The sequence below is a fragment of the Paenibacillus sp. P22 genome, from assembly GCF_000469945.2.
Classification (GTDB): Bacteria; Bacillota; Bacilli; order Paenibacillales; family Paenibacillaceae; genus Paenibacillus_O; species Paenibacillus_O humicus.
In genome coordinates, this window is sequence record NZ_CBRA020000084.1 from 28,001 (window position 1) to 51,282 (window position 23,282).

General features: G+C 60.9%; 22 protein-coding genes and 1 tRNA gene. 11 read left to right on the forward strand and 12 right to left on the reverse strand.

What is annotated here, in order from left to right:
* Window positions 1-186: 186 nt before the first annotated feature.
* The gene (locus BN871_RS13155; RefSeq protein WP_048746498.1) at window positions 187-1,635 is read left to right on the forward strand and encodes an HD-GYP domain-containing protein; all 1,449 of its coding nucleotides are present in this window, start codon (window positions 187-189) and stop codon (window positions 1,633-1,635) included.
* A gap of 118 nt (window positions 1,636-1,753) precedes the next feature.
* Window positions 1,754-2,752: an L-glyceraldehyde 3-phosphate reductase gene (gene mgrA / locus BN871_RS13160; protein ID WP_048746501.1), complete on the forward strand. Its 999-nt coding sequence runs from the start codon at window positions 1,754-1,756 to the stop codon at window positions 2,750-2,752.
* Window positions 2,753-2,928: 176 nt separating this feature from the next.
* Here the strand turns inward: mgrA and BN871_RS13165 are convergent, their stop codons facing one another.
* Complete coding sequence (locus BN871_RS13165) at window positions 2,929-3,147, reverse strand: hypothetical protein (RefSeq protein ID WP_048746503.1); 219 nt, start codon at window positions 3,145-3,147, stop codon at window positions 2,929-2,931.
* 216 nt (window positions 3,148-3,363) lie between these two features.
* On the opposite strand from BN871_RS13165, the gene BN871_RS28380 reads away from it, so the two are divergent.
* Together BN871_RS28380 and BN871_RS13175 are read left to right on the forward strand one after the other, a co-directional pair.
* Window positions 3,364-3,780, forward strand: a complete 417-nt coding sequence (locus tag BN871_RS28380; RefSeq protein ID WP_048746504.1) for a hypothetical protein — start codon at window positions 3,364-3,366, stop codon at window positions 3,778-3,780.
* Window positions 3,777-4,895: a HAMP domain-containing sensor histidine kinase gene (locus BN871_RS13175; protein ID WP_048746505.1), complete on the forward strand. Its 1,119-nt coding sequence runs from the start codon at window positions 3,777-3,779 to the stop codon at window positions 4,893-4,895. The genes BN871_RS28380 and BN871_RS13175 overlap by 4 nt, the downstream gene beginning before the upstream one ends.
* A 171-nt stretch (window positions 4,896-5,066) precedes the next feature.
* On the opposite strand, the gene BN871_RS13180 is transcribed toward BN871_RS13175, so the two are convergent.
* Window positions 5,067-5,501 carry a universal stress protein gene (locus BN871_RS13180; RefSeq protein WP_021879319.1) on the reverse strand — a complete coding sequence of 145 codons (435 nt, stop codon included), beginning with the start codon at window positions 5,499-5,501 and terminating at the stop codon, window positions 5,067-5,069.
* Window positions 5,502-5,766: 265 nt separating this feature from the next.
* Between BN871_RS13180 and BN871_RS13185 the strand changes: the two genes are divergently transcribed.
* Window positions 5,767-5,842, forward strand: a tRNA-Thr gene (locus tag BN871_RS13185).
* Between the two features lie 100 nt (window positions 5,843-5,942).
* Here BN871_RS13185 and BN871_RS13190 read toward each other — a convergent pair.
* From BN871_RS13190 to BN871_RS13200, 3 genes are all read right to left on the reverse strand, one after another.
* Window positions 5,943-6,203, reverse strand: a complete 261-nt coding sequence (locus tag BN871_RS13190; RefSeq protein ID WP_021879320.1) for a zinc/iron-chelating domain-containing protein — start codon at window positions 6,201-6,203, stop codon at window positions 5,943-5,945.
* 351 nt (window positions 6,204-6,554) lie between these two features.
* Window positions 6,555-7,583: a hypothetical protein gene (locus BN871_RS29915; RefSeq protein WP_332310217.1), complete on the reverse strand. Its 1,029-nt coding sequence runs from the start codon at window positions 7,581-7,583 to the stop codon at window positions 6,555-6,557.
* A gap of 748 nt (window positions 7,584-8,331) precedes the next feature.
* On the reverse strand, window positions 8,332-9,627 hold the full coding sequence (locus BN871_RS13200) for an AAA family ATPase (RefSeq protein ID WP_048746508.1): 1,296 nt from the start codon (window positions 9,625-9,627) through the stop codon (window positions 8,332-8,334).
* Window positions 9,628-9,842: 215 nt separating this feature from the next.
* Here BN871_RS13200 and BN871_RS13205 point away from each other — a divergent pair, with 215 nt between their 5' ends.
* Window positions 9,843-10,346 carry a metallophosphoesterase family protein gene (locus BN871_RS13205; RefSeq protein WP_048746509.1) on the forward strand — a complete coding sequence of 168 codons (504 nt, stop codon included), beginning with the start codon at window positions 9,843-9,845 and terminating at the stop codon, window positions 10,344-10,346.
* A 128-nt stretch (window positions 10,347-10,474) separates the two neighbouring features.
* Window positions 10,475-11,395, forward strand: a complete 921-nt coding sequence (locus tag BN871_RS27705) for a hypothetical protein (RefSeq protein ID WP_053086978.1) — start codon at window positions 10,475-10,477, stop codon at window positions 11,393-11,395.
* Window positions 11,396-11,477: 82 nt separating this feature from the next.
* Here BN871_RS27705 and BN871_RS13215 read toward each other — a convergent pair whose 3' ends face one another.
* Window positions 11,478-12,143, reverse strand: coding sequence for an NUDIX domain-containing protein (locus BN871_RS13215; protein ID WP_048746511.1), 666 nt, complete (start codon window positions 12,141-12,143; stop codon window positions 11,478-11,480).
* A 162-nt stretch (window positions 12,144-12,305) separates the two neighbouring features.
* On the opposite strand from BN871_RS13215, the gene BN871_RS13220 reads away from it, so the two are divergent.
* Window positions 12,306-14,090 carry an ATP-binding protein gene (locus BN871_RS13220; protein WP_048746513.1) on the forward strand — a complete coding sequence of 595 codons (1,785 nt, stop codon included), beginning with the start codon at window positions 12,306-12,308 and terminating at the stop codon, window positions 14,088-14,090.
* A 280-nt stretch (window positions 14,091-14,370) separates the two neighbouring features.
* Window positions 14,371-15,456: an aromatic acid exporter family protein gene (locus BN871_RS13225; protein ID WP_048746514.1), complete on the forward strand. Its 1,086-nt coding sequence runs from the start codon at window positions 14,371-14,373 to the stop codon at window positions 15,454-15,456.
* A gap of 87 nt (window positions 15,457-15,543) precedes the next feature.
* On the opposite strand, the gene BN871_RS13230 is transcribed toward BN871_RS13225, so the two are convergent.
* The 5 genes from BN871_RS13230 to BN871_RS13245 all read right to left on the reverse strand — a co-directional run bounded on the left by BN871_RS13230 (window position 15,544) and on the right by BN871_RS13245 (window position 19,360).
* Window positions 15,544-15,840 carry a hypothetical protein gene (locus BN871_RS13230; protein ID WP_021879326.1) on the reverse strand — a complete coding sequence of 99 codons (297 nt, stop codon included), beginning with the start codon at window positions 15,838-15,840 and terminating at the stop codon, window positions 15,544-15,546.
* A gap of 29 nt (window positions 15,841-15,869) precedes the next feature.
* Complete coding sequence (locus tag BN871_RS28385) at window positions 15,870-16,013, reverse strand: hypothetical protein (RefSeq protein ID WP_021879327.1); 144 nt, start codon at window positions 16,011-16,013, stop codon at window positions 15,870-15,872.
* Between the two features lie 334 nt (window positions 16,014-16,347).
* Entirely contained in the window at window positions 16,348-16,947 is a 600-nt protein-coding gene (locus tag BN871_RS13235; RefSeq protein WP_021879328.1) for a TVP38/TMEM64 family protein, read from the reverse strand.
* Between the two features lie 17 nt (window positions 16,948-16,964).
* Window positions 16,965-18,161: an MFS transporter gene (locus BN871_RS13240; RefSeq protein ID WP_048746516.1), complete on the reverse strand. Its 1,197-nt coding sequence runs from the start codon at window positions 18,159-18,161 to the stop codon at window positions 16,965-16,967.
* A 41-nt stretch (window positions 18,162-18,202) separates the two neighbouring features.
* Entirely contained in the window at window positions 18,203-19,360 is a 1,158-nt protein-coding gene (locus BN871_RS13245; protein WP_048746518.1) for an MGDG synthase family glycosyltransferase, read from the reverse strand.
* A 252-nt stretch (window positions 19,361-19,612) separates the two neighbouring features.
* Here BN871_RS13245 and BN871_RS13250 point away from each other — a divergent pair, with 252 nt between their 5' ends.
* Together BN871_RS13250 and BN871_RS13255 are read left to right on the forward strand one after the other, a co-directional pair.
* On the forward strand, window positions 19,613-20,728 hold the full coding sequence (locus tag BN871_RS13250) for an aldo/keto reductase (protein WP_232313016.1): 1,116 nt from the start codon (window positions 19,613-19,615) through the stop codon (window positions 20,726-20,728).
* 233 nt (window positions 20,729-20,961) lie between these two features.
* Window positions 20,962-21,165 (forward strand): hypothetical protein, encoded by a 204-nt coding sequence (locus BN871_RS13255; RefSeq protein ID WP_048746521.1) that lies wholly within the window; start codon window positions 20,962-20,964, stop codon window positions 21,163-21,165.
* A 321-nt stretch (window positions 21,166-21,486) separates the two neighbouring features.
* Here the strand turns inward: BN871_RS13255 and BN871_RS13260 are convergent, their stop codons facing one another.
* Window positions 21,487-23,088: an FAD-dependent oxidoreductase gene (locus tag BN871_RS13260; RefSeq protein ID WP_048746533.1), complete on the reverse strand. Its 1,602-nt coding sequence runs from the start codon at window positions 23,086-23,088 to the stop codon at window positions 21,487-21,489.
* Between the last annotated feature and the right edge of the window lie 194 nt (window positions 23,089-23,282).

Below are 23,282 nucleotides of genomic sequence, written 5' to 3' on the forward strand. Positions count from 1 at the left end.
GGGACCTAAAGGTCATAAATTTGAATATTGGCTCTGTTCAAAGCTTTCCAGGATAAGGTATGCTACGGATAAAGCTTATTTTTCCCATATTAATGCAGCGGCCGCTATTTGTATAGGCATCCATAAGTCCTGCCTTTTATTCCACCATTCGTCCCGATGCGGTCATACGAGGTGATCTTCAGTCCCATGCGCGCTCCTCACCGGAAGCTGCTTACGGCTGCTGCATTCATACTGCTGCCCCTGATTCTGTTCCAGGCTTTGAGATGGTCCGGAACTCTGGACATCTATTGGCATTCCCCAGTCGGACATTTTTATATCGTGACGATCGTTTCCGTCTTCTCCTTGCTGCTGGCGGGGGCGATGGGCTACACCGGGATGAAGCTGCGCAACATCGGCGTATCGTTCCTGGCGCTGGCCTACATCTCCATGACGGCGCTGATCATGCTGCACGGACTCGCCACGCCGGGATTCATCATGGAGCACAACTCCGTCCAGGGCATTTCCTCGCAGCTGGGCATCCTCATCGCCTCCGTATGGCTGGCGCTGTCCGGCGTGAACGCGGCTCGTCCGCTCGTCCTGTTCCTGGGGCGCTTCCACCGGTGGCTGGTTCCTGCCTGGACAGTCGTTCTGATGCTTTATTTCTTCTCCGCCATGAACCACCCCCATATTCTCGCGGGGTGGTCGGAGAGGGACTCCACGAGAACCGCATCGACGGCGATCGTGCTTATCCTGCTCGCCAGCGCCGCACGGAGTTATTGGAAAGGCTACAAGGCCGCCAGGATGCCGCTGCAGCTCTCCATCGTCTACAGCTGCGGCTGGCTAGGCGCGGGTCAGCTCATCATGGTTCTCGGCGAGCCGTGGCGTCTTAGCTGGTGGCTGTACCATGTGCTGCTTCTGCTGTCCTTGCTGGCTGTGGCGGCGGGCATCCTGCTCCAATATGCCAGCTCCCATTCCTTGCTGGATTCCATGAGAGCCTTGTTCCGCTCGGATCCTAAGGAATGGCTGCAGAAATGCATCTCGCCGAGCGTCCAGGCGCTCATCCAGGCGACGGAAGAGAAGGACGGCTACACGGCGGGCCATAATTACCGGGTCGCCCTGTACGCCCTGAAGCTGGCCGAGCGCATGGGGCTGGCTTCATCCGACCTCATGGCGATCGGCCAGGGCGGCATCATCCATGACGTGGGCAAGCTGCAGATTCCGCAGTCGATCCTGAACAAGCCCGATGTGCTTACCCAGGAGGAGCGGGCCGTCGTCGAGCTCCATCCCGTACACGGCTATGAGCTGTGCCGCAAGCTAGGCTTCATGCGGGAAGAGCTTGCCGTCATCCGCTCCCATCATGAACGGTGGGACGGCACCGGCTATCCGGACCGGCTGCGGGAGAAGGAGATTCCGCTGTTCGCGCGCATTACGGCTGTCGCGGACGTGTACGACGCGCTGACCTCGTCCAGGTCCTACCGCAAGGCGATGACCCATGAGCAGGCGCTCGGAATCATCTCGGCTCAGCGCGGCCGGCAATTCGATCCGGCTTGCGTCGATGCCTGGCTGAGCCTGGCGGAGGAAGAGCCCGGGTTTTTCGCGGAAACGGCTACCGACATGCATGTCGTCCCGCCGCGCACCCGCACGCTGACCGTCTGAGCCGGTCCTGGATCGGCCAAGCCAGCGCCGATTTCTCGAGGTATAATGAGCATAGCTGGACGCCGGTTTCATCATGACCGCTGCCGGCGATTATAGAGGTTCAAGGAGGACAATGGAGATGGGATATCAAGCTCATTCCGGGCGGTACGAATCGATGAAGTACAACCGCGTCGGACGCAGCGGGCTGAAGCTGCCGGCAATATCGCTCGGACTGTGGCACAACTTCGGAGGAAACGACCGCTACGAGAACGGCAGGGAAATGGCGCGCAGGGCATTCGACCTGGGCATCACCCATTTCGATCTGGCGAACAATTACGGGCCTCCGCCTGGTTCCGCCGAAGAGAATTTCGGCCGGATGCTGAAGGATGATCTTGCGCCATACCGGGACGAGCTCGTCATCTCGACCAAGGCGGGCTATTACATGTGGGAGGGACCTTACGGCGAGTGGGGCTCGCGCAAGTACATCCTCTCCAGCCTCGACCAGAGCCTGAAGCGGATGGGCCTGGAGTATGTCGACATCTTCTATCACCATCGTCCGGATCCGGATACGCCGCTCGAAGAAACGATGTCGGCTCTGGACCATGCGGTCCGTTCCGGCAAGGCGCTCTACGCCGGCATCTCGAACTACAGCGCCGAGCAGGCCAGGGAAGCGGCGTACATCCTGAAGCAGCTCGGCACGCCGTGCCTGATCCATCAGCCGTCCTACTCCATGTTCAACCGCTGGATCGAGGACGGGCTTCAGGATGTGCTGGAGGAAGAGGGCATCGGCTCGATCGTCTTTTCCCCGCTGGCGGGCGGCATGCTGTCGGACCGCTATCTGCAGGGCATACCCGCGGATTCCCGGGCCGGCGGACCAAGCGTATTTTTGAGCGGCAGCCAGATTACCGAGGGCCGGCTGGCGCAGATCCGCGAGCTTAACGCTCTTGCCCAGGAGCGCGGCCAGTCGCTGGCGGCGATGGCGCTTGCCTGGACGCTGCGCGGCGGGCGGGTCACCTCCGCCCTCATCGGCGCAAGCCGGGTATCGCAGATCGAGGACAATGTCCGCGCGCTCGACAACCTGGAATTCAGCGGAGAAGAGCTGGAGAAGATCGAGAGCATTTTGCGCCGCGAGGGTTAATCAGGGAATGGGTATGGGCTGACCGGACAATCATCCATAAACGCCAAGCAGGCGCAAGGGAGACACTCTCCCTTGCGCCTGCTTGTGCTGATGCCAAAATCCATTGAGAGGCCGGACGGAGTTCAAGCCTTCTGCCGGAGCAGGGCGGCCCGGACTGAGCCGCCGGCGGGCAGGGCCTAGCCTACTTCCAGATAGAGCTTCGTTCCGTCATGATATTGGAAGATCGCCACGTCGCGCGACATCTCGACGGATGCGATCTCTTTCCATCGTTTGCGAAAATCGAAGTTGAGCTCAAGCTCCCTCAGCTTGCCCGGGAGCGCCTTCAGCGCTTCCTCCTGTCCCGGGGGGTAGTAGACGGGGACAGAACGGTTTTTGAACGTGATCGGCTGCATCATATCGGACAGCACCCCCTTGTGAAATTAATCTTTCCTTCCCTTATTTTACATTAAACGCATTAAAGGAATATGAACGAAATAGGAACATTATTCAACAAGCATCGTTATAGCGCCTGTTATTCGCATGAAGGGAGGAGGGAAATGACAGGCAATGGATGATGAAGGCTGAGAATTGATGTAGAATATAGGCATACAAAGAAACTGACGGAGGCTGGCATGGCACTATCCAAAGTTTTCTTCATGAACATCAGCCTGCTTATCACAATCGCCTATTTGTTCAATCTTGGCTATAAAACCGCCTTCCAATGGCTGCGGCCCGGCATACAGGAGGCGCTGGCCTCCATCATCTTTATCGCATCCGGCTGGCTGACGATGGTATTCGGCCTTCGGGTGAACGACCATATCCTGTTCGATCTCCGTTATGTGCCGCTGATCATGGCGGTCCTGATCCTCAGCAAGCTTGGCAGATTATGGCTATCGGGATCGGGATCGGCTTGGGCAGGCTTCTATTCGGCATCCATGCGGCCTCTCTTGCCGGCATGGGCAACATGTTCGTCCTGGGCGCCGCCGGAGCGCTGCTCGCCTTCTTCCTCGGCCGGAGCCGCTGGACCTTTTTCCGGAAGGCCGTTGTGATCATACTCGTCATCAACATGCTCAACTGCATCAATATATCCTGGCTCGGCGTGCTTCCATTGTCCGTCTATTGGAGCGAGTACGCGCCGCTGACGCTGCTGCTCTCGCTTCTCCTCAGCGCCTTCTTCGTGTACATGATCCGCGACTTCAGCCTCGATCAGCAGCGGATGGTCGATCTCAAGAATATGAACCTGATCCTGCGCAGGCAGACCAAGGAGCTGAGGGAAGCCAAGCGGGATGTGGAGGACAAGGCTCGCCAGCTGCTGCTCTCGTCGCGCTACAAGTCGGAATTTCTGGCCAACATGTCCCATGAGCTCAAGACGCCACTGAACAGCATGCTGCTGATCTCGCAGCTGATTCAGGAGAGCGGCGACGAGGCGTACGGCGAAGAGGACAAGCGTTATGCGGGCATCATAAAAGCAGCGGGAGTGGATCTGCTTCATCTTATTGACGATATTCTCGATCTGTCGAAGGTCGAAGCCGGCAAGCTGCAGCTTACCCTGGAGAACGTTCCGGCCATCGAGCTGCTGCATTCCGTCCAGGCGCAGTTCCAGCCGGTCGCCGACCGAAAAGGGCTCCCGTTCCGGGTCGAGATCGAGCCGGATTCCCCGCAGATGCTCTTGACCGACGCTCTGCGCGTCAATCAGGTGCTTCGCAATCTTCTGACAAACGCCTTTAAGTTCACCGAGACCGGCTTCGTGGAGCTCAAGGTTTCCGGTGAACGCAGGGCGCTGCTCCCGGCACCGGACGAAGAACTTTTCGGAACCCGCGCGTCCGCACGGTTGCGTAGCAGGGGGAATTCCCGGCAGCCGATGCCGGCCTTGCCCGAAGTGGACTGGATCGTGTTCGCCGTCAAGGACACCGGTATCGGAATCGACAAGGAGAAGCAGAACCTCATCTTCGAGGCCTTCCAGCAGGAAGACGGCAGCATTACCCGCCAGTACGGCGGAACCGGCCTCGGCCTCTCCATCAGCCTGCAGCTGTCCAAGCTGCTCGGAGGCATGCTCGAGCTGCAGAGCGACAAGGGAGAAGGCAGCACGTTCATCTTCCGCATGCCTGCCGACAGCAGCTTCGGCGGGGCTGGAGAGGAAGGCGATGAACCGCAGCGGATATGAGCGGCCGCCCTTCGTTCCCGCAGCGGAAGGGCTTGTTCTACTTCCTGAGCGGCATATGGGAAGCCGACAGACATGCAAAAGCGGAAAAGAGCCGTCCGGCTCTTTTCCGCTTTTGTCCGTATGGCTCCCTTTGAAAAGCCGTGCTGGAACACGCTTTGTCCGGCTGTCCGCCTATTTGACGACGAGCACCGGCACCTTGGCATGCTGGGTCACGTAATGGCTGACGCTGCCCGTGAACAGCTCCTTGAAGCCGCCTTTCCCGTGGCTTCCCACGACGATAAGATCGGAGCCGCGTTCCTCCGCCATCGATGTGATCGTCTTGCCGGGATCGCCCTCGGCAATAAGCACCTCGATCGGAGTATCCGTTACCGAGGAGATGATGGTGCGGGCTTCCGCAGCTACCGTCTCGGCTTCGAGCTTCATGGATTCCGTTGCCGCGGGCGGCGAGCCTGCGACCGTCTCGCCAACGACGATCGGCGTCAAATTATAGACATGGACGACTTCAATCAGCGCTTTGAAGGTAGAAGAAAGCTCCATCGCCGATCTCAGGGCACGGACGGACTGTTCCGAGCCGTCGTATCCAACAATGATTTTGGAATAGGGCATGTTCGATGCGCCTCCGTTCTGTTATGCTCGCTCCGGTCCGGACCCATTCCGGCATCCTTATGCAGCGCGAGTCTTACTTGTCGTTACATTACCCGCCGCTGGCATAGCGGAAACGGCGGACATAAATTCGTCACATGTGCAGCGGCAGAAACCCGTCGACAAATGCTTGACATTATTCGCGAAAATGCGTATTCTATAAAAGTCGCCGCTGACGAAAACTTGGTTTAAAACAAGGACAAGCAGACGTCGCGACAACCAAGGATTTGCTGATGTAGCTCAGCTGGTAGAGCAACGCATTCGTAATGCGTAGGTCGGGGGTTCGAATCCCTTCATCAGCACCATTTCAACTTTTCAGGATTCATTCCCTTCGCAAAAACGTTGTTTTCGACATCTGTCGGGAGCGGCGTTTTTTTTATTTTTTCCGACAAAAGCTCCCGGTCGTCATGCGCCGGGAGCGGTAGCTTTTTCGAGCCATTCCAGATAGGCGAGGGCATCGTCGCGGGAATCGCCGCACATATCGGCTGCTGCATGAAGCTCTCCGCATACGGCAGGCCTGTCGGGCTTGCCGAACAGGGCGCAGCGCAGATCCGGCAGCAGCTGCACGCAGGGAACTCCGGCGGGCTTGCCGTCAGGCATGCCCGGAATCGGAGACGAGATCGAAGGGGCGATGCAGCAGGCGGCGCAGCCGCTTCGGCAGATCATAACGAGTCACCTCTTTGCATAGAATAGATTCAATCGCCCGGCAGACCGGACGCGAAGTTTGTGAAAACGCTTCACGGGGTAAGACAAGTCAACCAAGCTCCGTCTAAATGGCGGCCGCAAGGGCCATAATGTATCCATTACGGAAAACAGGGAGAGATGTCTCATGATTCGACGGGAAGGCCATTTGCTGACCGGATTGTTGAACGGACTGGCTCTGTCGCTGCCGTTTTGGGCGGCCTGCGCGGCATGGCTGGCGACCCGCTGAACGCAGTTCAAGGCGGCGGGCGGCAAGGACGGCGGAAGAATAGAAGACAGAGGCTGCGCGCAAGCGCAGCCTCTTTGCTTTGGGAATCAAAAGAGCAGTCTCCGCCGGCGGCTCTCCCGCTTATCGCCCGCTGCGGCGAATACGTCGAGCAGGAGGCTCCCTGCTTCGGCATCGCGGGAATCCCAGGCCTGAGCGAAGCGGACCACGTGGGAAACTCCTAGAATATCATATTCCGCGGCAAGATGCTGCCTTGCCGAGCCGACAATCAGCGTATGGAGGCGTACGCTCCTGCGGGCGGAGAGCCGTGCGAGACGCTCCCGCAGCGGGGGAGTTATCTCGCCGACGCCGTCGGTCAGCATGACAAAATCGGCGGCGGCAAATCCGCGGACATGCTCCACGATGTCGATGCCTCTCGCGAGGGGAGCGTCGAAGTTCGTACCGCCGCCATAAGCGAGGGAGGCCATGCCGTAGAAACGGTCCCAGTCGGGCCGCTGATGATAGAGGCGATGCTCGATGACCTCGCCCTTCGCGCCGAACAGCAGCAGCGTGAAGTCCCTGCGTTCCGCCAGCGCGAATGCGGCGAACGCGGCCGTGAACACCTGGACGAGACGAAGCTTGGACCCGCGCATGGAATGGGAAGTATCCATCATGCAGATGACCGGGCCGCGCTGGGATTCCTCGGCCTCTCCTTCCGGAGAATAGGCGAGCAGCTTGCGGTCCAGCAGCTTCATCAGGAAATAGGGCTCGAAGTCGGGATCGGCAAGCAGGCTTGCTTCTCCCGGAAGCATGCGGGCGATGTCGCCGGCGAGCTCCAGTCCTCCATAAGCTTCATGGACGCGCAGCGAGGAGGCTTTCTTGCGCATAGCTTTCAGGGAGTGCACGCTGCGGCCGACATCCTCCAGAAAAGCGAGCAGATCCTTGCGGCCCCGCAGCTGCTCGATCCAGCGGCTGTATTCCTCGAACGTCTGGCGCCGCAGGCGGCCGAGCTCGCTTCCCCAGCGCCGGTTGGCCAGCCGCTGGCTCGCCTGCATGAGTCCGAAGATGTCGCCGCTGTCCCGGCTCTCCCGCTCCAGCGAGCCCCCGCAGCGACTGGCCGAGCCAATCGCCGAGCTCATCCTCGATGCGCTGCATGGCCGCCGCCTCGCGGGCGCTGACACGGGACAGACGGCGTTCCAGCTGCTGCAGCTCGGCTTCGGCCTTGGACAGCTTGGCCCTCAGCTTGTCGCGGCGCAGGAAGTCGGTTCGCATCGCCTCGCGCAGCTCATCGACCCGCTGACGCAAGGCGCGGCGCTCCTCGAGGTCCAGCGGGCGGCTGTCCTGCTCGCGCTGCTTGTCCTCTACCGTGCGCCGGCCCTGCTGGAGCCGGTAGCCGACGAGCTGCAGCTGCTCCAGCTGGCGCTCGCTGAGCCGCTCTTGCAGCTCCCCGGCAGCCTCGCTGCCTCCGGGGCCCTTGTCCTGCTCGCCGGCCGACAGGATCGGCCTTTTCTCCCGTTCCCGCCGCTTCGCCTCCTCCTCGTAGGATTCCGCCAGCCAGGACAGCGCCTTGAGCGCCGTCTTGAACGAGGCATTCACTTCGCCGATCGTCTGCGGATGGATGAGGCGGTAGAAATGCTGCCGCCGCAGGGAGGCGAGCATCCAGCGATGGAACGGATCGCCTCCGACGGGATGCTCGAATACGGGCTCCGCCAGATAGAAGCTCATGAAGAAATCGGCGAACAGCTCCAGATCGAACCATGGGGCTTGCCGTTCGGCCTCCTTCATCCATTCGCGGGCGGTCCGCGAGGAGCGGACGAACGCGTCGAACTGATAGCGGTCTACCCGGGCGCTGCGAATCAGCATCGGCCTGCCTCCTTCCGGTTGCCGTCAAAGGGTATAGTCATAGGAAACGCCGGGAATATCCTTGTCGAACAAAGTGCGGTACAACCCCTGGAGCTGCTGGAGAACCTTCTCGCCTCCGATGCGCAGATGCGTGAAGCGGACAGCGTATTCATCGGCATGCAGGATGAACACCGATTGCGACTCGATCCATGCGGGCAGCTGCTTCTCCTTCTCCTGCCAGGCGACTAGACGTCCTTGCAAGGAACGGGCGGTTTCCTCAAGCTCGCTCCTCGCCTCGTCCGTCATCGAAGCGAGCCGTTCCGCCTGCGTGCGGCCGAGGGAAGAGCCGACCTCTTTGCGGAACTGGAAGCCGCTCAGCTCTTCCTCGCGGGACAGCCATTTCTGGAGCGTATCGCGGTAGGAGGCCAGAGGCAGCTCCTTGTCCATTTCCTTGGCCAGCAGCTCCTGCCAGACGCCGGCAAAAATGCCGCGCAGCTCCTCGAGGTCCTCGGGGAAGTCCCAGAGCAGATGCGGAGTCAGCACCGTATCCCAGACGCTGACGGCATCGCGGCCATGGATAGCGGCGCTTACCTGCCAAGTGCGGCCGATCCGGCGCCAGCGGCGGTCCGACAGGATGTATTCCTTTTCTTCCATCAGCGTCTTGAGCCGGAACAGCATGACGAGCACCGGCTCAGGCAGGGCGACCCCGGAGGCGGAGTCCTGGATGCGCCGGACATCGCCGGCATCGAGCAGGGCGGGCGGGGGCGTATCCGGCCCCTGGAACATCCGCTCGAAGCTGGCGATCTGCTGGAGATAGCGGGTTTCGTAGCGGAAGAGGAAGCGGTCGTAGAGGGCGGCGAGCCCTTCCTGCTCCTCCGGCAGCTCGTTGGACGCAGCTATGAGCGAGAGCAGAGGCACTTCCTTGGCTTCCGCCCCATTGTAGAAGATCCGCTCGTTCAGAATCGAGAGCAGCGAGTTCAGGATGGCGCTGCTCGCCTTGAAGATCTCATCGAGGAAGGCGAAGCGGGCCTCGGGCAAATAACCCTGCGTCTGGCGGACGTAGCGGTCCTGCTTGAGCTGCTGCAGGGAGACGGGGCCGAACAGCTCGTCGGGCGTCGTGAACCGGGTCAGCAAATAATCGAAGCTGCGGCTGCTGCCGAACAGGGCGGCAGCGCTCCGGGCGAGCTGGGACTTGGCCGAGCCTGGAGGCCCGACCAGCATCAGATGTTCGCCGCTCATCAGCGCCAGCAGGAGAACGCGGATCAGCTCCTCCCGTTCCTGGAAGCGGTTCTCCAGATGGGCGGCGGCTTCGCGAAGCTTATTGGGTAGGTTATGGCTCATGGCGAATGCAGCCCTCTTGCCGGAGCAGCGCCGGCGGGTCTGCTCGATCCCCCTTGTTCTTGTTCGGATGCCGCGGTAGCGGTCTTCTTATTGTACCAGAGCGGCCCGGCCGAATACGAATCGATGCGGCGATCAAAGCGTTCCTGAAGCGTATCGGGAAGGATCTTATTTGTGCTAAGCTGGAACCGAAGCTGCGAAAGAAAGGGGACGGACTCATGCGGATTGGACTCGTATCGGATACGCATCTTGGCGCTTCGGCATCCAAGCTTCCGGATGCGCTTGTGGAAGGGCTGCGCGGAGTGGACTATATCCTGCATGCCGGAGATTGGACGCATCCCCGCGTCGCCGGCCTGCTGGAGGACATCGCGCCGGTAGACGGAGTCGCGGGCAACAATGACGGCCCCGAGCTCGTGCGCCGCTACGGCAGGCGCAAGCTGATCGAGCTCGCAGGCTGCCGGATCGGCATCGTGCACGGCGACCTGGGCCAAGGCCGATGGACGGAGCAGAAGGCGCGGTCGAATTTTCCTGACGAGGGGGTCGGCCTGATTCTGTTCGGCCACTCCCATGCCCCTTACAGCAAGCGGGAGGGAGACCTGCTCCTGTTCAACCCCGGATCTCCGGTCCAGAAGAGGCGCCAGCCCCGCTATTCTTACGGAATTCTTGAACTATCGGGCGGGCGGATGCACGCCGAGCATCGTTATTACGACGACCGAAGCTGACCGAAGCTGACCGGAGCGGACCGGAGCCGAGTGGAATTCACCGGAGCAGTCCGGAGCGGAAGGCACTAGCCCGAGGGCGGCTGCATATCCTGTGGTAGCAACCTATGGACCAGGGAGGGCCTTCCACGATGATTATTCCCAATTTTCCAAGCGATCTGCTTGAAGAACACCGCCGGTGGCATCATGCCAACCATGTCATGGACAACGACAATCCTCCGATTGGATGGGGAGACAAGTTCCTGAGCTTCCACCGGCAATATATCCGCAAGGTGCTCGACTGGTACCGCGGCCAAGGGCTCGACATGTCGCTGGTGGCTCCGTGGAGCGAAGTTCCGCAAGGCATCCGCATGTCCTCCTGTTACGACGGGAACGGCGAGATGCGCGTCCGTTACCAGCCGCAATCCTTTGCGACGTCGGACGATCTGGGCCGCTTTATCGAGCATATCCACGCCTGCATCCACGATGCCGGCTCCGAGGTGCTGGGCGAGCCTATCCTGCGGGATCTGGATATTGCCCCTCGCTCGACCTACTTCTACCAGATCCACGGACTGATCGACAACTGGTACTCCAACTGGCAGCGGAGCCAGGGTGCGGGCGGATTACCGGGAGGCCTATCGCCGCAGCCCGGCTTCATGCCAGGAATGCAAGGTATGGGAACAATGCCTGGAATGCCCGGAATGCAAGGTATGGGGACAATGCCTGGAATGCCTGGAATGCCTGGAATGCCTGGAATGCCTGGAATGCCTGGAATGCCTGGAATGCCTGGAATGCCCGGCTTGAGCGGCTTCGGAGGCGGAGTGCCCGGGCCGGGAGCCCCGGGACCGATTCCCGGCCTGCTGAGCAGCGTCGTTCCGGCGGGAAATGTCCGCAAGAAAGCTTCCAGACGCGGAGGCGCCCGCAAAGCGGGTGCAGGATCCGCCCGGAAGGCGGCTGCAGGATCCGCCCGCAAAGCGGCTGCGGGATCCGCCCGGAAGGCGGCTGCACCTGCCGCCCGCAAAGCCGCCAAAGCCCTGAAAACCGCCAGGGCTGCAAAAAGCCGCCAGGTCTAACAAAACCGCCAAAGCCCTGAACGGCGTCGCATTGCCCAAAAAGCCTTGCCGGCTCCCGATGGAGAAGGCAAGGCTTTTTGGTTCAAGGAAGCTCGCTGAGACGCCTGAACAGCGAGGCGTAGTAACCGGCCGGACGAGGAACGAAGTCCTCCGAGCGGATTTTCCGGGTGACCGGCACAAGCCCGGTTTCGGATAGGGCCGTATCCGCCCCCGCGCCTGCGAGCTCCGGCCATTCGGCTCCCTGAACGGATAGCGCCTCCAGCCTGCCTTCGAACAAGCCGATCAGTCCCTCGGCCGGCGCCTCGTAAATGCCGGCCACCTCCTCATGCTGGAGCCGGTGCTCCAGAAGGGGGAGGGAGCAGCGGAGGGCGAACTCCTCCGAGCGCTCGTGGTCCACGAAAGGGACGCCTCCCGCTATTCCCTCCGACCTTTCAATCGAATAGCCTAGCGGCAGCAGGTCCTCAAAGGCGGCGGAGATTCCAAGCTCCTCCTCAAGCTCGCGGACGGCATCGCGGATATCTTCCCCTGCGGACAGATGGCCGGCGGCCGTAATATCGTACAAGCCGGGATAGGTATCCTTGCTTTCCCGCCGCTTCTGAAAGCGGATGAGGGCGCCTTCGCCGGAGCCGCGGACGAGCCAGCAATGGAAGGAGCGGTGGCGCAGGCCGAGCCGGTGCGTTTCGGCGCGGGTGGCTGTTCCGATGCGGGTCCAGCTGTCATCGAAAATATCGAACAGTTCTTTTTTCATGGGCGGATTCCTTTCATCTGCTGCTGCGGTGAACGGATGGAACGGCATCGTCAAAAAGACGATTCTTCATTCCAAAAGGATTTTTCGCGGGTACGTCGAATTTCAAGGCGAAATCCATTTTTTTGCAGCCCATTTCTTATACAGAACGGGATGATTTCGACGATGCAGCTTGACCATGCCTTCTACATGTCCTTAGCTTATACGATCATCGTCTTCTCCGCCTATACGATGTTCAGCATGGTTGGTAATTTGAACAGCCGCCGCCCGTTCCGCCATTACTGGTTTCTCGGCTCTTCAGCCGTATTCGCCCTCGGCGTATGGTCCATGCATTTCGTCGCCATGCTGGCTTCCAATTACCTGGTATCGATTACGGCGGAATCCTTCCTGGCGTTGTTCCTGCTGGGAGGAGCGGCTTATTCCGCCTTTCTGCTGCTTGGAGAAGGGGGGACAAGCAAGCTCCGGCTGGGGGCTTCTTCCCTGATTATCGCCTCTTCTGTCGCTTTCATGCACTACATGTGCGTCTTGATGCACCATGTCCGGCTTTTCGACTTGAATCCATCGCTGCTGGCCGCCGGTTTGGCTGTCTTGCTGGCCGGTACCTACTCTTCCTTGCAAGTCTATATGAAACATGGGGGAAAACGCCGTTTTCCGGCCAGCTTCGTCTTCGGAACCGGGGCGATCGCCTTCCATCTGCTCGCCCTCGAGTCCCTCTCCTACGGCCGGGGCTCGTCGGAGCAGCCGACCGCCAGGATCGACCAGTACCTGATGTTCATGGGGCTGCTGCTTGCCCTTGCAACTGTCATCATCTTCAGCTTCAGCATCGTCGCCTGGGTTGCAGACCGCCGCTACGGATTGATCAATGAACGCTACAAGCTGCTGGTGGAGAATTCCATCGATATGATTGCCGTCATCAGCGAAGGCAAGTGGGAATTCGTGAACCGTTCCGGACTGAGGATGTTCGAGGCGGCGGATGAATCCGACATGGTCGGCAAGTCGGTCTACCGGTTCCTGTGTCCGGACTGCCACGAGCGTCTGCGCAGCCATCTGGCCCGCCATCCGCGCGGAGGCAAGCCTTCAAGCAGGCCGTCTCCCCAGGCTCCCGCGGTCGCGATCGAGCTGGACTGGTTCACATTGGGAGGCCGGCCGATCAGCACGGAGCTGATCCATTCGGAATCGACCTTCTCCGGCCAGCCGGTGGCGATCGTCATCATCCGCGACATATCCGAACGGAAGAAAAACGAAGAGCTGCTGATCAACTCCGAGAAGCTCTATGTGGCCGGTCAGCTCGCAGCCGGAATCGCGCATGAGATCCGCAATCCGCTCACCTCGCTGAAAGGCTTTCTGCAGCTGATCGCCAGCGGCCGCACTTCCGGCAGCCCCTACTTCGACATCATGAAATCCGAGCTCAACCGGATCGAGAATATCGTCAGCGAGCTGCTGATGCTGTCCAAACCGCAAGTATATGAGATGGATTATACGGACGTGCGCGAAACCATGCTCGACACCGTGCTGCTTCTGGAGTCTCAAGCTTCCCTGTACGGCATCGAGATCGAGGCCGTATACGGATCCGAGCCGCTCTGGATTTACGGCGTCGAGCCCCAGGTGAAGCAAGTGTTCATCAACGTGCTCAAAAATGCGATCGAGGTCATGGTCGAGGGAGGCAAGATCATCATCTCCACCGAGCTCAGGGAGGAAGAGGTGCTCGTCACCGTCAAGGACGAGGGACCCGGCATCGACGAGGAGCAGCTGTCCAAGATGGGGCAGCCCTTTTATACGACCAAGGATAAGGGGACGGGGCTTGGCCTGATGGTTTCCTACAAGATCGTGGACAACCACAAGGGAAGGATCCGGGTGGCGAGCGAGCTGGGAGAAGGGACCTCGTTCCAGATCTATCTGCCCTACTGCGCGGACGCGAGAAGAAGCTCGCTGGGCAGCCTGGGCTCGTGACGGCGGGGCGGAGGAGCGAGGAGCAGGACCTGCCGATAGGAGCGCAGATCGGGATTCATGCCCGGTCCGCGCTTCTTTTTTGATCCAAGCGATGTTGCTCTGGTTTCAAACCGGGAGGCAAGCCGATGCCGGGTATAAATTGAAATGAAAAAAATGTACAATATAGCAGTTGCCCGAATTCGAGCGGGCATGGGATACGTTACAGGCAATGGAGCAACAGGGTATAAGAGGAGAAGAAGAATACCCATTCGCCTGCCTGAGAAGGAGGATTTCAACCCTTATGACCATCGGGGCCCGAGTGCTAAAAACCGGCATTGCCGTTGCGCTGGCCATCTACCTGAGCGAGCTCTTCCAGTTCAGCTCTCCGATTCTGGCTGCCGTTTCAGCCATATTCACCCTGCAGCCGTCCATTTTCCGCTCGTGGCAGCAGGTGAGCGACCAATTCCAGACCAATCTGCTCGGCGCGATGATCGCGCTGGGAGCCGTGCAGCTTATCGGCAACAATCCGATCGCGGTCGGCATTGTCATCATAGCCGTCATACTCGTCAGCATCCGCTTGAAAATGGAATCGACGGTGGGGCTGACGCTCGTAACCGTCGTGGCCGTCATGGAAGCCAATGCGACCGGCTGGACGTTCGCCGTGGAGCGCTTCCTCCAGGTATTGACCGGCATGGGAGCGGCCTTCGCCGTCAACGTGCTCGTCTTCCCGCCGAGGCCGCGCAAGCAGTTCCACAGCGACGTGCACCGATCCTACCAGCAGCTGTCGCTGCTCCTGCGCACCTCCATCTCCGACGAAATGAAAGAGCAGGTGTACAACGACGAGAAGGCCAAGCTGCACGGGACGATCGGCAAGCTGGACGAACGCTACAAGGTGCTCGTGGACGAGCGTTCCCTGCGGGCTTCGAGCCGCGCCGAGCGGGCGCGCCAGCTGCTGCTGGCCAAGCAGCTCATCAAGGCGGTCACCAAGGGAGCCGACCTGCTGGACGTCGTGGAGGAGCATTACTTCGCCTCTCCCGGAGCGGAGGATTGGGCGGTCAAGCTGGACGCCCAGATCGAGGAGCTGACCAAGTACCACGAGCATCTGCTGCTCAAGCTGGACGGCAAAATCAAGCCGCATGCCTGCGTGCCATCGGAAGCGATTACCGGAACCCGGCTGGCCCGGCAGCTGACGGATTACCTGCGGGACGATCCGGATCAGCACCGGCGGCTCGTGTTCGTCGCCGCCGCACTGTTCGAATACGGCTATCATCTTCGGCGGCTGGAGAAGATCATTGATCAGGTGCACAGCAGGGACAGGGAAGCGGAGGACAGCCGTCCGGCGCTTGCAGCCTCCGAAGAAGCAGAGCCGAGCCGGATCAAGAACTGATCCATTCGGCTTCGGCTGAATTCCGCTTGGCCGGCACCATAAAAAAGGCGTACTCTCTATGAAGAGGGTACGCCTTTTGCTTGTCGCTTATTCGTCTCCGCGATGCTCTTTGTGCTTGTGGCGGCGCGGATGCTGCAAGTGGTTCTCGGGGTCGTTCGCGCTGTCATGCGGGATTTCACGCGGGTCGGTATGGCCGGCATGATGGTTGCTGAATTCAAGCTCGGCCAGCTTCCACTCCGTCGTTCCCCACATCGGATCCGCGGGGAAGGCATCGCCGCGCTGCAGCTTTTCCTGACGGCCCCACTGGTTCGTATAAACGCCGTCGACCTCGACATGCTCACCCGAGATCGGCTCCATTTCATTATGGCTAGGCTTCTCGCTCATGCGATCCCTCCTGAGTGTATAGGGTCTGGTTAGACGCCGTGCTTGCGGACAGCGGCGGCATCCGCTTCGGACTGCTTGGCGCTGGCCGCGGCTTTGCCTTTGCCGGAGCGGTCTGCTTCCGACTGGGCTTTGCGCGCGAAGGTCTGCTTGAATGAAGGCTGTTCGCCGGACATGGCCATCCTCCTTTCGCGGGAGATGCCTATACAGTTTGTGTAGGGGAAGCGGCCGCTAATCGGAGCCGAAGCGGCCAATATCGACCATAGCCGTCAAAGAGATGCCTGATGGGGAAGGGAGTGCCGGCTTTCCTTGCCTGGCCGCCGCGCAGCTGCGCAAGCGGAACTAACGCCCAAAAGGCCCCGTCTTCCGGACGAGGCCAAACGGAGGGCGCCATATCCCCTATTTCAACCGCGGCAGAAAGGAGAGAATCTGGGGACGACAGCGAACAGAAAATGATTTCCGTCTGCTGCGACTCCTTTTTCCGAGGCCTTCCGCTGGACAAGGCTTGTCTTATTTAGCCAGGTAACGGGTTTCGAGTCTTTTTCCGCCCAGCCACATAATGACCATGACGCATACGGCAAGCACGATGCGCCATGGCGCCAGATCGCCGATATTGAAGCTCAGCAGGGAGATGATGAAGATCATGACCGCCTTGCCGAGAACGACCGCGACGAAGAAGGTGCGGAACGGGACGCTGCTGAGGCCCGATGCGATGTTGACGAGCACCGAAGGGGAGAACGGGAAGCAGGCGAGCAGGAAGATCGGCGTGAAGCCCCGGCGCTCCAGCCAGTCGAAGAATACGCCCACGCGCGGAAAGCGGCGCTCCAGCCACATCCCGAGGCCTCCGCCCATGGAGCGGGCGATCCAGAATACGCAGATGGAGCCTGCAGAGACGCCGATCCAGGAATACAGGAAGCCCCAGCCCAATCCGTAAATATTGGCATTTGCCGCAATGAACAGAAAAAGCGGCAAAAAAGGCATGAATGCCTCGGCGAGCGGCAGCAGAATTCCCGGCAAAGGGCCGTAGGAGGAAAATTGCTGCAGCGTATGCTCCAGCTGCTGGGGGTTCATGGTTTTGATTTCGCGTATCCAGTCCTGGACGATGCTCATGCTTCACACAACCTGTTCTATTTGGGATCGAGCTTGCCGGCTTCGGCCAGCGGAAGAAAACAGTAGCAGACGCCGATCAGTCCGAACAGCAGGGCGCTGATCCAGACGACGAAGGGCTCTCCTCTCCAGGAGGCGATCAGCCCTCCGAGCACCGGGCCGATCATGCCGCCGATGCCCTCCACAGTGCTGAGCAGACCCCAGCCGAGTCCTTGCTGGCCCGGTGGAATATAGGCTGCGAGCAAGGCGTTCCATGCCGGCAGGACGGCTGCGTAGGACAAGCCCAGCAGAGCGGCGATGACGATGCACAGCCAGAGGCCCGAAGCGTAGGCGAGAGCGTAGAGCGCAGCCGCAACGGCGAAAAAGCCGATGACGAGAAACCAGCGGCGGAACGATCGCAGCCGGTCCGACAGCTTGCCGAACGGGACGAGCCCGGCGAGCGTGAATACGCCTCCGGCTGTCAGCAGGAGGGAGTATTGGGCGCCGGTGAGGCCCAGCCGGCCGGTGGCCAGCGTCGGAAGCACGGTCACGAGCATGCCTGCGCCGGCCGTCTGCAGCACCATGCCCGGAAGCAGCAGCCTGATCTGGGACAAGCGCTGCTTCATGGCGGGCAGCTGCTCCCGCAGCGGCACCCGCTCGACGGCCGAGCGCTGCTGTCCGCTGATGAAGAGCGACAGAACAGATGCCAGCAGGACGCTGGACAGGATCATCAGATAAGCCGCGCGGCTGCTGTGGTCCATGACTATATTACATACAATCGGCCCTGCGCCAAGTCCCCCGAGCCAAATCATGTATAAAAACCCCATCTGGGCCGCTCTTCGTTCCTCTGTCACCTGGGTCAGGCAGACGATCCAGATCGGCGAGATTCCGATTCCGTAAATGGCGGCCGCGAGAATGAACAGCCAGGGAACGTCCGCAAAGGGGAGAAGAACGACGCCGGCGATCGATGCGATCATGCCCGCCATGACGACAAAACGGATGGAGAAGCGGTCAAGCAAATAGCCGATGGCCATCTTGAGCACGGTATCGGTGAGATAATGCGCCGTAATGGCGGCACCTACCGCATCCAGCGTAAGTCCGAGCTCACGCTTGCCGTACAAGGGCAGGAAGCTGATGAGGACAGCGCCGCGCGCGAATTCCACGAGCAGAAGAATGACGGCATAGAGGGGGATCTCGGTTCCTCCGATGCCAAGGGAGCGGTTCAGGAATCGATTCATGTACGGGTTCCTCCTTGCTCGGCTGGTAAGGCCTGTTGCCATTAAGTATACCCGCCCAGACGCCATAGCAAATCCTCGGCGACGGCATCGGCGCCGCCGGGGAGGCCCAGAGAGGAGCTTGCGAACCTTCTCTCGGTAAGACGTTCAGGACTGGCAAAGAGTTTCATGATTTCTTCCGCGAGCCGGGCCGGGGACCGGACGATTTCCACGGCTCCCTTGGAAGCGAGATAGGAGGCGTTGCCGAGCTCTTGTCCCGGCACCGGGCGGTAGACGAACAGAGGAACCCCGGCGGCCAGCCCTTCGGCCAGCGTGAGGCCGCCGGGCTTGGTCACGAGGCAGGAGGCCAGCGGCATAAGCTCGGGCATCGTCTCGACATAGCCGAACAGATGCAGCCGCGACCGTTCCGGATGCCGCTCGAACCTTCGGGCGGCCGATGCCCGAAGCGCTTCATTCCGTCCGCAGATGACGGCGATCTGAAGATTGTCCATCCTCAGCAGGCGGCTGCAGGCGTCGAGGATTCCGCTCATGACGCCGCTGCCTCCGCCCATGATCAGCACGAGCGGCAGACGGGGGTCGAGGCCGTAGCGGGCGAACGGCTCCGCCGCCCGCTCGGGGCTCTCCGGCATGCGGAAGCCCTTTTTGACCGGAATGCCGCTGACGCAGATGCGCGAGCCGGCGATGCCCAGAGCATGAAGCTCCCGGCCGAAGTCCTCGGTAGGCACATAGTAGCGGTCGATGCCGGGATGCACCCAGCGGCAATGAAGATCGTAATCGGTGACGACGGCGGCGGCGAGCATGCCGGGAAGAAGCGTCTGCTTGAAGGCGAGGCCGGCGAACAGGGGGAAGGTATGGAGCACCGCGTCGGGGCGCTCGCGCAGCAGCACCTGGCGCAGCTTGTTTCGTCCGAAAGAATGCAGCCATGCCGCGAGCCTGGAATCCGGCTTCATCGGCCGGGTACGGTCGTAGAGCCAGCCGTACAAGCCGGGCATGACCGTATAGCTGGAGCGGTAGGCGAGACGGGTCATTTCATTGAGCAGCGGGTGGGCTTCGGCCATCAGATCGATCAGCACCGTCCGGTCGTTGCCTTTGCGGGCGAGCGATTCCTTCACGGCCAGAGCGGCTTGAAGATGGCCTTCTCCATAAGAAGCGTACAGGATCATCAGCTTGGGCTGCCGGTGCGGAAGCTCTGCGTGCTGCATGGTCACGGTGGCACCTCCTGGGGCGTGGATAAGTCTGTCTTCCAGTATACGGGTCTCTTGTTAACGTAAGATCATGCGGAGATGGAGATTTTGAAATTTGCCGGTAAAGTTGTTTTCGGCGTCGGACGGCGGCGGCCTCCGGCCTACTCGCAACGGAGATTATACGCAGCAGTGATTTATGGTATAAAGGAATAGTCTGCCAGCCATCTTGCCATTGATCCTCATTTCTCTAGAAAAAGGAGTTGGAAAGCGATGGAATACACTACGCTCGGACGAACGGGGCTCAAGGTGAGCCGCCTGTGCCTGGGAACGATGAATTTCGGAGTCGGCACGGAGGAGAAGGATGCCTTTGCCATCATGGACGCGGCGCTGGATGCCGGAATCAACTTTTTCGATACCGCCAATATTTACGGCTGGGGAGAGAATTCCGGCCGGACGGAAGAAATCCTCGGACGCTGGTTCGCCCAGGGAGGCGGCCGCAGGGAACGGACCGTGCTCGCGACAAAAGCTTATGGCGACATGCATGACAGCCATGACGGCCCCAACAGCCAAGCCGGACTGTCTGCCTATAAGATCCGCCGCCATCTGGAGGGCTCGCTGACCCGCCTGCAGACGGATCATATCGAGCTGTACCAGATGCATCATATCGACCGCAGCGTCCGTTGGGACGAGCTTTGGGGCTCCTTCGAGACGGCTGTCGCCCAAGGCAAGATCGGCTACGTCGGCTCCAGCAATTTTGCCGGCTGGGATCTCGCGGTCGCGCAGGGAGAAGCCAAAGCCCGCGGCTTCCTCGGGCTCGTCTCGGAGCAGCACAAGTACAACCTGCTGACCCGCCTGCCGGAGCTCGAGGTGCTGCCTGCCGCCAAGGCGCTCGGCATCGGCGTCATTCCATGGAGCMCGACCTACGGTGCGGCGCTCGTCGCTGTCGTTCTCGATCTCGACCGACATGTCGTAGATGACTCCGTAGTTGCCGGGGTTCAGGACGGCGGCGCCGCTCGTGGCGTCCACGCCTTGCTCGTACTCTCCCGGCATGAAGTCGGCCCATTGGCCGGTAGGCGACGAATCGACCCGAAGCAGGGAGTTGCCGGCAGAGGTTTTGTAGACCAGCGTGCCGGTACGGTCGTAATGCGGGAAGGTGCCGCGGATATGCCGGTCGGGCGGCAGCACAGGCTCGGCGAGCGGATCGGCCGGCCGCATCGCATAGCCCAGCGTAGTGACGGTCACCGGCGCGGCGCCGCCGGAAGCGGATTCCGCGCGCAGCTGCAGGAAGCCGCTGAGCGTATGCGTCGCGGGCACCTCGGCGGTCCGCCAGTAGGTTTCCCCCCGGCTTCAGCACGGCCGCCGGCCGCTTCGAGCCGCGATCCTTGAGAAAGGCGGCGAGGGCGATCTGGCCGGCTACGTCCGGGTAGTAGTCCACTCCCGCTCCCGAGCCTTCCTCGTAAAGCTTGACCGTGTAGCCCGACGTATTGGTCACCGCGGCGCCGATCTGCAGCGGCGCTCCCGTATTGTTGAGATGATGGTAGAAGACTCGGAAGGAGCCTGTCACCCGATCCCGGTAATAGGCGCCCGGGGCGGTCGGCATTTCCGGAGAATCGCTGAGGATGAGCTGGCCGCCCGTTGGAGCCAGTACCGGCTTCTCCATGGCCTGGGCCGGCTTGAGCGATTCTATCGGGACGGTAACGAACGGCTGGTCTTTCGCCATCGCCTGCAGGCCGGCTCCCGATTCGGGAACGGCGGGCGGCGAAGCGGATACTGTCCCCCCCAGCAGCAGACTGGCGGCAACGAGGCTGTACGCAAGCTTTTGACCATGTGATCTCATGAACAATTCCTCCTGTTCGATCATGGGTTTTCTAGCCTGGCTTCCTTCAGCGGCGGATCGGAAGGGATTTCCCCTTCGACCCTATTGTCCAATATCCCGTATCGTCCATGCTGCTCTTTCCTTCGATTCCCTTTTCCATCCGGTTTCATGCCTGTCGGAAAAATGTTCATAAAACTCGTTCCCGGCTTCTTTTCGCAGCCTGAACTTTTCGCCCGCCTGATGATTGCTCCTGTTTCATTTCCTATAGCTCTCGTCATTCACCTGCCCGGATGTCATCCTGCTCCATGAAGCCGTATAGCCGCAAGCCTCACGCTCCCTCGACCACCTCCTTCTCCACATCCTCCGGCCAGTGCATCTCCACGCCGCGGGACGCCAGCAGCTCCTGGTAGCCGGCCAGCTGCTCCGCATCTCCGTGCACCTCGCGCGGCCTCAGCCCGGTGCGAAGGCAATAGGCAGCGAGCGCTCCGGCCGCTTCGCCGATGTTCCATTCCGTGGGATGCAGGCGGTAGCAGCCGTTGGAGATCTGGGTCGTCCCGATGTTCTTGCAGGCGGGAAGCAGGTTGTTCATCCGCACCGGGATGAGGGCTCCGAGCGGAATCTCATACGGATAGTTGGGAATGTAAAAGCTCCGGTAGGTCACGGTCGTATGATGCAGATCGAGATGGTAGCTGCCGACTCCGACGCTGTCCTCGTACCGTCTTATGCCCTCGCTGCCGCGCATCTCCTTGCTGACGTCGGCTTCCGTGATCGTCTGCAGCGCCTTGATGCGGCGGGACTCCCGGATGTAGACGGACTTGGCGAGGCCGTCCTTCGTCCCCAGCACGTCCGGCCGCAGACGGACGCCGGGCCAGCCCTTGCCGCCGTCGAGCCGCGGCGCCTCGGTCTGCAGCCAGTAGACGACGGACAGCGTCAGCTGCCTTGCGGCATAGAGCCGATCATCCTTAACGGTCGAAGGAACATCCAGAATCGTGCCCAGATAATAATCGTTCTGAGCCCAATTGAGCAGGGACAGATCGCCATCATAGAGAGGAGAGGCTAGATGGCGGGGATCCAGAATCCGGCGGTAGTCCCACAAGGAGGTGACGCCCTTGTCGTTGGGCAGCAGGGTGAACTCCTTTTTCTTCGTCGTGTCGCCCGCATCGGTCGCGAACCAGCTCAGCAGAGGGTAAGGGGAAAAGGGCGGGACGAGATCCCTCCAGTACGAATACATCTCCGGAGGCTTCTCCGGCGTGAAATCCGCTCCCGGAATGTACTCCAGCGCCGCCACATGGGTGAACGCCTGCACATCCTCCGGATCGCCCGTCTCCGGCGCATGCGGCTCTCCGCTCTCGCTGCGGGATTCCGAGCCGACCGAATATTCCGTCCCCGTCATCGGGAGCAGATCTCCGCCTTCCGTCGCATCCAGCACATAAGGCGCGCGCAGCACCGTGCGGCGGTCCGACCTGCGGCAGGCGACCGTTACGGAAGACACCAGATCTCCCTCCGTCTCTGCGCTTACGGCGGCCGTTTCCTTGAGAATCCGCAGCTTGCCGCTGTTGACGTATGGAGCCAGCATCGCCTCCAATACGGACAGCGCGACGCGCGGCTCATGCGCCAGTCGGCTGACCCAGCCGTTGCCGGGGTTGAGCAGCTTGTTGGCCCGGGCTGCTTCCGTAAGCGGATAGTTGTCCCGGTAATAAGCGCGAATCCGCTCGCGAAGCTCGCGGAACGAAGACGTGCAGCCGCATCTCTCGATCCAGCGATGCTCGTCCGGAGGCACCGCCTGAGAGGTCAGCTGCCCGCCGATCCAGTCGCTCTCCTCCGTCATGATGACCCGGCATCCTTCCCGCGCCGCGGCCAGCGCCGCGGCCGTCCCTCCAAGACCTCCGCCGATGATCAGGACATCGGCCTCAAGCTCATGCATCTTCATGCCGTCTCCTCCTCCGTCGTTCTTCCCATCAGGTCCAGCGCCATCCTTGCGGCGCCGCAGCAGCCTGCCGCYTSCCGAGCMWSGSCGAAGGACAGGCATGACCATTCTGACGCTGCTTTTGTTCGCTGTCGCAGGCACGCTGTTCGTCATTCCGACTGCAGCCGAGATTCCGTTCGTGCAGGCATTCACCTCGC